The sequence below is a fragment of the Tistrella mobilis genome (assembly GCF_039634785.1).
Classification (GTDB): domain Bacteria; phylum Pseudomonadota; class Alphaproteobacteria; order Tistrellales; family Tistrellaceae; genus Tistrella; species Tistrella mobilis.
This window is the reverse complement of the sequence record NZ_JBBIAB010000035.1, coordinates 21,046-29,966: the sequence shown is the minus strand read 5'-3', so window position 1 is coordinate 29,966 and position 8,921 is coordinate 21,046. Positions and strand designations below refer to the sequence as shown.

Below are 8,921 nucleotides of genomic sequence, written 5' to 3'. Positions count from 1 at the left end.
GCACCGTCGGCGCCGACATCTTCGATCTCTCGGGTCTCGGCGGCTACACCAAGACCACCGTCATCCGCCTCGGCGCCGGCAACGACCAGTTCACCGGCAGCGCCGTCACCGATCTCGTCGACGGCGGCGACGGCGACGACATCCTGAAGGGCGGGGCCGGCAACGACGTCCTTCATGGCGGCAGCGGCAACGACACCATTTCAGGGGGCAATGAGGCCGACCTGCTCGAAGGGGGGATCGGCGCCGACAGGCTCAGCGGCGGCACCGGTGCTGATCGCTTCATCTATACGGGTACCGGCGACAGTACGACTGCGGCCTCGGGGCGTGACACCATCCTCGACTTCAGTCGGGCGGGTGGCGACAAGATCGACCTCTCTGCATTCGCCGGGACATTTCTGTTCATCGGCACGTCCGGCTTTACCGGCAAGGCCATGCAGCTTCATGTGGTGTCAGCCACATCCGACCTGCTGATCGAGGGGGATATCAACGGCGATCGCTTTGCCGATTTCGCCATCCTGGTGGCCGGGGTCGGCAGCCTTGTCGCAAGCGACTTCATCCTCTGACTGCCTCTGCGTCCGCGATTTACTTTGCAGCCGGCCTGCCGCAGGATGGCGACCGACGTTCCCGTCGCCTCACATGAAGTGGCAGATCCATGGCAACCATCCGCGGCACCTCGGGCAATAACAGGCTCACCGGCACCGATGTCGCCGACACGCTCTACGGGCTCGACGGCAACGACATCCTCGATGGCGGCGAAGGCAATGATCTCTATGACGGCGGCAACGGCAACGACACCTTCCTGATCTGGGGCGCGACCGGCACCGACACCTTCCGGGGCGGTGCCGGTACCGACACGATCCGGCTGACCGACGGGGTCAGTACCGCCAGCTTCGTGCTCGGCACCAAGGCGTCGGTGGAGCGGATCGATTTTGCCGGTTTCGACCTCACCGGCACGGATGGCGACGACGTGTTCAACCTTGGGGGTGTGATCAGCCTGATCGGCCGGCGGACGATCTGGCTGAACGACGGCGATGACCGCTTCACCGGCTCGGCCGCCGGTGACAGCGTTCATGGCGGCACCGGCGACGATCGCCTGGATGGCGGGGCCGGTGACGACATCCTCGAAGGCGGTATCGGCAACGACACGCTGATCGGCAATGACGGCAATGACCGCATTGTGCTGCAGGGACGGACCGGCCAGGACAAGATCCTGGGCGGCACCGGCACCGACCGTGTGGTGATCGCAGGCGGCACTCAGGTGAGCTATCTGTCGCTCAACGCATCGGCCTCGATCGAAATCCTGCGCTTCGAGGCCGGTGCTGCGCTGGAAGGCACCAGCGGACGCGACACCATCGATCTCTCGGGCGTCACCGCTTATGAAAACCGTCAGACCATCCGTCTCGGATCGGGGGCCGACAGCTTCAACGGCTCAAAGGCCGGGGACATGGTCGACGGCGGCAACGGCAATGACCGGCTTCTGGGTGGCGACGGCAACGACATCCTGGAAGGCGGCGCCGGCAGCGATGTACTGAACGGCGGCAATGGCAACGACATCTTCCGCGTCCAGGGCGCCTTCGGGGTCGATTCCTATAGCGGTGGCACCGGCACCGACACGCTCGAGATCGTCGGCGGCGCCCAGACCAGCAGCCTGCGGCTGCCGGCCAGCGCGTCGGTCGAAGTCCTGAAGTTCAACGGCTTCGATCTGAGCGGCACGGATGACAACGATCATTTCGACTTCAGCGGCATCACCACGATCATCGGCAGGCGCACCATCTGGCTGAATGACGGCGATGACGTCTTCACCGGCTCCGGAACCGTCGACGACGTTCATGGCGGCGAGGGTGACGACCGCATCGAAGGCGGCGCCGGCAACGACATCATCGAAGGGGGCGGCGGCAGCGACACGCTGCTCGGCGACGGCGGCAACGACATCTTCCGGGTCCAGGGCGATTTCGGCGCCGATATCATCCGCGGCGGCACCGGCACGGATACCCTGCAGGTGGTTGCAGGCGCCGAGACCTCTGCGTTGACCCTGGACGCCGCCGCCTCGGTCGAAATCCTTGCCTTCACCAAGGCCGACCTCAACGGCACGGATGGCAATGACGACTTCAACCTCTCCGGCGTCACAAAGATCACCAATGGCCGGACGATCTGGCTCAATGCCGGCAATGACGTCTTCATCGGGTCGCAAACCGTCGACCGGGTCCACGGTGGCGCCGGCAATGACCGTCTGCAGGGCGGCAAGGGCGCCGATATCCTGAGCGGCGGCACCGGGCGCGACAGCTTCGTCTACACCGCCGCCTCGGAGAGCACCGTTGCCGCCGCCGGCCGCGACCGGATCGAGGACTTCTCCCATGCCCAGGGGGATCGCATCGACCTCTCGGCCATTGATGCGGTCACCGGCACCAGCGGCAATCAGGCCTTCACCTATGTCGGCAGCGCCGGCTATTCGGGCAAAGGGGGCGAAGTACGGGTGGCTGCGGTGACCGGTGGCGTGCTGGTCTACGCCGACCTCGACGGCGACAGATCCTCGGATATGAGCATCCTGGTCACCGGCATCAGCAGCCTGACGGCCGCCGACTTCATTCTCTGACCAATGGCTTAGCCCTGGACCCAGGCATCGGCATAGGCGTCGGTGGCAGGGATCACCCGGATCAGATCGATCAGTGTCCCCGCCGGATCGCGGATGATGAAATGCCGCTGGCCGAAGGCCTCGTCACGCAGCGGCTGAAGCACCTCGACCCCCTCGGCTGCCTGAAGCCTTGCCCATTCGGCATCAACGTCGTCGACCTCCAGGTTCAGCAGCACGCCACCGACCGGCCGGCGATATCCGGCCGGTACGGTCTCGTGGGCTTGGTCCAGCACCGCCAGGTTCACCTCGGGATGGGTGGCATGGCGCAGATGCACGTACCAGTCCGCGACGAAGACCGGCGCGAAGCCCAGATGCGTCTGCCAGAAGGCGGCCGTCTCGACCACGCGATCGGTCATGATCACCGGATACCAGCTGTCGATTCTCATCATCCATCCCTCCCCCGGGCCCAGGGCGCCATCGCGTCCGGCCGCTCGTGAACAACCACCACCATTAAACAAACAGGCAGACTGTTTGTAAATATCCCGATTGCGGGCGCCGCCCAGGGCGCGTAGCGTCAGCTCCGGACAGGCTGGGGGTTGGACGAATCATGACCGGAGGCACCGGACGACGGAGCAATCGCGAGCGCTCGGAAGACACCCGGCGCCGGCTGATCCAGGCTGCCCGCAAGGCCTTCGCCGACAAGGGCTATGCCGCGACCGGCACGCCGGAACTGGTCGCCGCCACCGGGCTCAGCCGCGGCGCGCTCTATCACCAGTTCCCCGACAAGGCGGCCCTGTTCCGGGCGGTTCTGGAAGATGCCCAGCAGGATGTGGTGGCCGCGATCGACGCGGCCGCCGCTGCGGCACCCGATGCCCTCGCCGCCCTGCGCCGGGGATCGCGCGCCTTCGTGGCCGCCTGCATGCGCCCCGGCATCCGCCGGATCGTGCTGATCGACGGCCCCGCCGTCCTCGGCTGGCAGGTCTGGCGCGAGGTGGATGCCGCCCATGCGCTGGGCACGCTGATCGCGGGCCTCGACGCCCTGGCCCAGGCCGGACGGCTGCGTCCCGGCCTCACCGTTCAGGCCATGGCGCTGCTGCTCTCGGGCGCGCTCAACGAAGCGGCGCTGGCGGCGAGCGAGGGCCGGCTCGGCGATGCCGAGATCGCCACGGCGATCGATGCCCTGCTCGACGGGATCAGCCGGCCGGCCTGACGAAATCCACCGCCCGGGCGATCACCCGGGCATCGGCCAGGATACGGGCATGGCCCAGCCCGTCCAGCTCCACCATGGCGGCATCCGGCCAGGCCCCGGCCGAGGCGCGCCCCGCCGCGATCGGCACCACCCGGTCATCGGCGGAATGGAAGAACAGGGCCGGCACCGTCGCCGTCCGTGCCTGGCGCGGCAGGTTCATCTCGTGAAGACGGGCGCCCAGGCGGTCCAGCTCGGCCTCGAATGCCGTGCGCGCCGCCTCGTCATACCCCATCTGCGCCGCCAGCGCCCGGGCACCGTCCAGATAGCGCGCCGGTGCCGCCACAAAGGCCAGCCGCGCCACCCGGGCGCCCTCTTCCAGCACGGCGACGGCCGAAGCGGCACAGCCGATCGAATGGGCGATCAGCCCCGCCACCGGCCCCACCGCCGCAATCACCGCGGCCACCGCCCGCGCCAGCACCGGGATCGGCGCAACCTCGCCGCCGGAGCGGCCATGTCCCGGCAGATCGAAGGCCACCACCCGGCTTCCCGCCGCCAGCAGGGGCGCCACGAAGCCGGCCATGTCGGCATGGCTGCCGTCCCAGCCATGCACCAGCACCACCACGGGGCCGTCGGTGCCCCACTGATAAAGGGCAAGCGTCTCGCCGTCGAATGCCAGCTCACCCCGCTGGGCCGGCGGCAGCTCCACCCAGGCCGGCCGGGCGCGGCTGCGATCGGGGGTGACGAAGGCCCGGGCCAGTTCGGCCGGTGCAGGCACGGCACGCGGCGCCGTGGCGGTGGTGCTGCTCGACATGGGAACGACGGGCTCCGATACGGGTTGACTCAATCATGATGATCATCATCATTAACAGCATCGACCGCTCCCGTAAAGGGCCACCGCCCCATCCGAAGGTGTCTCCCCCATGACCCGCACCGTCATCGCCGGCTATGTCCGGACCCCGTTCCACTTCGCCCGCAAGGGCGCGCTCGCCGGCATGCGCCCGGACGATCTGGCTGCGATCACGCTGCGCGGCCTTCTCGACCGCAGCGGACTCGATCCGCGGCTGATCGAGGACGTGATCATGGGCTGCGCCTATCCCGAAGGCGAACAGGGTGACAATGTCGCCCGCATCGCTTCCCTGCTCGCCGGCCTGCCGATCGAAACCGGCGGCATGACCGTCAACCGCTTCTGCGGCTCGTCGATGTCGGCCATCCATATCGCCCATGGCCAGATCGCGACCGGTGCGGGAGAGGCCTTCATCTGCGCCGGGGTCGAATCCATGAGCCGCGTGCCCCAGGGCGGGTTCAGCTTCTCGCCCAATCCGCGCTTCCGCAGCCCCGATCTGCCCGATGCCGAAATCATGACCGAGGCCCATATCACCATGGGTCGCACCGCCGAAAACGTGGCCGCGCGCTATGGTATCGACCGCGCGACGCAGGAAGGCTTCGCCCTCCGCTCGCAGCAGAAGGCACGCGACGCCCAGGCGGCCGGCCGGCTTGCCGACGAGATCGTGGCGGTGCACACACCCGACGGCGTGGTCGATGCCGATGGCTGCCTGCGCCCCGGAACCACGCTCGAAGGCCTGGCCGGGCTGAAGCCCGCCTTCGGTGCCGACGGCACGGTGACCGCGGGAACGGCCTCGCCGCTGACCGATGGTGCCGTGGCGGTTCTCGTCACCTCGGAAGACTTCGCCCGCGCCCAGGGCCTGCCGATCATGGCGGTGGTCCGCGCCACCGCGATTGCCGGCTGCCCGCCCGAGATCATGGGCATCGGCCCGGTGCCGGCCAGCCGCAAGGCGCTTGCCCGTGCCGGCATCGGGGTGGGTGATCTGAGCGTGGTCGAGATCAACGAGGCCTTCGCCAGCCAGGCGGTCGCCTGCCTGCGCGCGCTTGAGATCCCCGAGGACATCGTGAACCCGGATGGCGGCGCCATAGCACTCGGCCATCCGCTGGGGGCCACCGGCGCGCGGATCACCGCCAAGGCGGCACAGCAGCTGATGCGGGGCGGCGGCCGCTTCGCGCTCGCCACCCAGTGCATCGGCGGCGGTCAGGGCATCGCCACGATCCTGGAAGCCGTCTGATCGGCGGATCTGCGGTCAAAGGCCGCCCAGACGCCATCCGGCCCGTCCCAGGCGCCGCGGGTGGCGCCCTTGGAATACTCGGTCGCGCGCTGCTCGAAGAAATTGGCGTGCTCGACCCCGTTCAGGATTTCCACCAGCCAGGGCAGCGGGTGCGGCACCAGCGCCCGCGCGCCCTGGTCGGGGTCGGAGAAACAGCCATGGACGGGGGTCAGGCCCAGCTGGGTCAGCCGCCAGTCGGCGATGTAGCGGACATAGGCCTTCACCTCGTCCGGCCGCAGCCCCTCGACCGGCCCCAGCTCGAAGGCGAGATCGATGAACCGGTCTTCCAGGCCGACCATGGTCTTTGCCACATCGGTGATGTCGTCGCGCACCGCCCGGGTGACCGCGCCGGTCTCGCGGTGCCATTCGTGGAACAGGCGGATGATGCCTTCGCAATGCAGGCTTTCGTCCCGGACCGACCAGCTGACGATCTGGCCCATGCCGTTCATCTTGTTGTGCCGCGGGAAGTTGAGCAGCATTGCGAAGCTTGCGAACAGCGCCATGCCTTCGGTGAAAGCGCCGAACATGGCCAGCGTCCGCGCCACATCGGCCACCGTGCCGGTGCCGAAGCTGTGCATGTAATCGGCCTTGGCGCGCATGTCGGCATAGTCGCGGAAGGCTTCGAACTCGGCCTTGGGCATGCCCAGCGTCTTCAGCAGCAGCGCATAGGCATCGATATGCACCGTCTCCATGTTCGAGAAGGCGGCCATCATCATCTGGATTTCCAGCGGCTGGAACAGCGGCAGATAGCGCTTCAGATAATTGTCGCCGACCTCGATATCCGACTGGGTGAAGAAGCGGAAGATCTGGGTCAGCAGACCGCGATCGGCATCGCTCAGCCGGTCCGAGGTCCAGTCCTTGACGTCGCCACCCAGCGGCACCTCTTCGCCCATCCAGTGGATCTGCTGCTGGCGCTTCCAGAAGGCATAGGCCCAGGGGTAGCGCTCAACGTCATAGGTGCCGGTGGCCGTCAGCAGCCCGACCCGGCCGGTGCCGACCAGGGTCATCGGATCGAGATCGCCGGCGATCACGCGCCTCACTGACATGCCAGGCACTCCTCGTAATCGGTGCGTGCGGTGGCGGCCAGGCTGGCCCCGGCACGGGTGCCGCCGGCAAAGCCCGCCCGCTGGATGGATTTGGAGCGGCAGTAATAAAGGCTCTTCACCCCCCGCTCCCAGGCGGTCCAGTGCAGCATGTGCAGATCCCATTTATCGATATCGGCCGGCAGATACAGGTTCAGCGACTGGCTCTGGCACAGGAAGGGCGCACGGTCGGCCGCCAGTTCCACGATCCAGCGCTGATCGATCTCGAAGGCGGTGCGGAACACCGCCTTCTCGTCGTCGGTCAACCCGTCCAGATGCTGCACGGATCCTTCGTGCTCGACGATCGACTGCCAGATCTCGGGCCGGTCGAGGCCGCGTTCGGCCAGCAGCCGGGCCAGATGCGGGTTGCGCACCGGGAAGGCGCCCGACAGCGTCTTGTGGGTGTAGATATTGGCCGGGATCGGCTCGATACAGGCGCTGGTGCCGCCGCAGATGATGCTGATCGAGGCCGTGGGCGCGATGGCGAGCTTGTGGCTGAACCGCGCCTGCATGCCGGCCTCGGCCGCGTCCGGGCAGGGGCCGCGCTCCTCGGCCAGGAACACCGAGGCCCGGTCGGCCTCCTGGCGCAGCCTGCGGAAGATCGCAAGGTTCCAGGCCTTGGCCATCGCGCTTTCGAACGGGATGCCGCGCGCCTGCAGGAAGGCGTGGAAGCCCATGACGCCCAGCCCGACCGAGCGTTCGCGCATCGCCGAATAGCGCGCCCGGGCCATCTCGTCGGGTGCCGTTTCGATGAAGCTGGTCAGCACGTTGTCGAGGAAGCGCAGCACGTCCTCGACGACCCCCGCCTCACCCTGCCACTGATCCCAGGTTTCGATGTTGAGCGAGGCAAGACAGCAGACCGCGGTGCGTTCCTCGTCCAGATGATCGGCGCCGGTCGCGAGCGTGATTTCACTGCACAGGTTCGAGGTCGAGACCTTGAGCCCCAGCGCCCGCTGGTGGCGCGGCAGCGCCCGGTTCACCGTGTCGATGAACAGAAGATAGGGTTCGCCGGTCTGCAGCCGGGTCTCGAGGATCCGCTGCCACAGCCGCCTGGCGTCGATGCGGCGCATCACCGCGCCGGATTTGGGGCTGATCAGCGGAAAATCGGCGCCGTCGCGCACGGCTTCCATGAAGGCATCGGTGATCGCGATGCCGTGATGCAGGTTCAGGCCCTTGCGGTTGAAATCGCCCGAGGCCTTGCGGATTTCAAGAAATTCCTCGATCTCCGGATGATGCACGTCCAGATAGACCGCGGCCGATCCGCGACGCAGCGAGCCCTGCGAGATCGCCAGCGTCAGCCCGTCCATGACATGGATGAAGGGGATGATGCCGGATGTCTCGCCGCAGCCCTTCACCGGCTCGCCGATGGAACGGACCTCGCCCCAATAGGTGCCGATGCCGCCGCCATTGGAGGCGAGCGCCACATTCTCGTTCCAGGTGCGCACGATGCCGTCCAGGCTGTCGGGCACCGCGTTCAGGAAGCACGAGATCGGCAGGCCGCGGCTGGTGCCGCCATTGGACAGGATCGGCGTCGCCGGCATGAACCAGAGCCGCGAGATCGCATCATAGATCCGCTGGGCATGGGCCCGGTCGTCGGCATAGGCGCAGGCGACCCGGGCGAACAGATCCTGGTAGCTCTCCCCCGGCATCAGATAGCGGTCACGCAGCGTCGCCTTGCCGAAATCGGTCAGCAGCGCATCGCGGCCCCGATCGAGCACCAGATCGGCCGGCACGGGCTTCGGGGCCAGCGGAAACGGGATCGGCGCCTGCGGCCGGCGCGGCACGGCTTCGGGCGGCAGCGGAGCCGTCACCGGAACCAGATGGCCGTGCCGGTCGAAGTCGAAGGCGAGAGAGGTCATGGCGTTCACCCATCGATCTGCGGACCGGGGCCGGATGAACGCAGGGCAGGCCGAACGCGCGGGCACGGGATCAGAACCCGCGGGTCGCCGGACGGAAACCGC

General features: G+C 67.8%; 8 protein-coding genes. 4 read left to right on the top strand and 4 right to left on the bottom strand.

The window, feature by feature from the left end:
• Together WI697_RS26110 and WI697_RS26105 are read left to right on the top strand one after the other, a co-directional pair.
• Window positions 1-563: M10 family metallopeptidase C-terminal domain-containing protein (locus WI697_RS26110; protein WP_409351436.1), on the top strand; the 563-nt coding region annotated here is incomplete at its 5' end.
• A gap of 89 nt (window positions 564-652) precedes the next feature.
• Window positions 653-2,593: a calcium-binding protein gene (locus WI697_RS26105; RefSeq protein ID WP_345960506.1), complete on the top strand. Its 1,941-nt coding sequence runs from the start codon at window positions 653-655 to the stop codon at window positions 2,591-2,593.
• Window positions 2,594-2,601: 8 nt separating this feature from the next.
• On the opposite strand, the gene WI697_RS26100 is transcribed toward WI697_RS26105, so the two are convergent.
• Window positions 2,602-3,018, bottom strand: coding sequence for a VOC family protein (locus WI697_RS26100; RefSeq protein ID WP_345960507.1), 417 nt, complete (start codon window positions 3,016-3,018; stop codon window positions 2,602-2,604).
• Window positions 3,019-3,179: 161 nt separating this feature from the next.
• On the opposite strand from WI697_RS26100, the gene WI697_RS26095 reads away from it, so the two are divergent.
• Window positions 3,180-3,782, top strand: coding sequence for a TetR/AcrR family transcriptional regulator (locus tag WI697_RS26095; RefSeq protein ID WP_345960505.1), 603 nt, complete (start codon window positions 3,180-3,182; stop codon window positions 3,780-3,782).
• Here the strand turns inward: WI697_RS26095 and WI697_RS26090 are convergent.
• Window positions 3,766-4,572, bottom strand: a complete 807-nt coding sequence (locus tag WI697_RS26090) for an alpha/beta fold hydrolase (RefSeq protein WP_345960504.1) — start codon at window positions 4,570-4,572, stop codon at window positions 3,766-3,768. The genes WI697_RS26095 and WI697_RS26090 overlap by 17 nt on opposite strands.
• Before the next feature lie 109 nt (window positions 4,573-4,681).
• Here WI697_RS26090 and WI697_RS26085 point away from each other — a divergent pair, with 109 nt between their 5' ends.
• On the top strand, window positions 4,682-5,839 hold the full coding sequence (locus WI697_RS26085) for a thiolase family protein (RefSeq protein WP_345960503.1): 1,158 nt from the start codon (window positions 4,682-4,684) through the stop codon (window positions 5,837-5,839).
• On the opposite strand, the gene WI697_RS26080 is transcribed toward WI697_RS26085, so the two are convergent.
• Entirely contained in the window at window positions 5,806-6,924 is a 1,119-nt protein-coding gene (locus tag WI697_RS26080; RefSeq protein WP_062766823.1) for a ribonucleotide-diphosphate reductase subunit beta, read from the bottom strand. The genes WI697_RS26085 and WI697_RS26080 overlap by 34 nt on opposite strands.
• Window positions 6,915-8,819: a ribonucleoside-diphosphate reductase subunit alpha gene (locus WI697_RS26075; protein WP_345960502.1), complete on the bottom strand. Its 1,905-nt coding sequence runs from the start codon at window positions 8,817-8,819 to the stop codon at window positions 6,915-6,917. The genes WI697_RS26080 and WI697_RS26075 overlap by 10 nt, the downstream gene beginning before the upstream one ends.
• Window positions 8,820-8,921 lie beyond the last annotated feature (102 nt).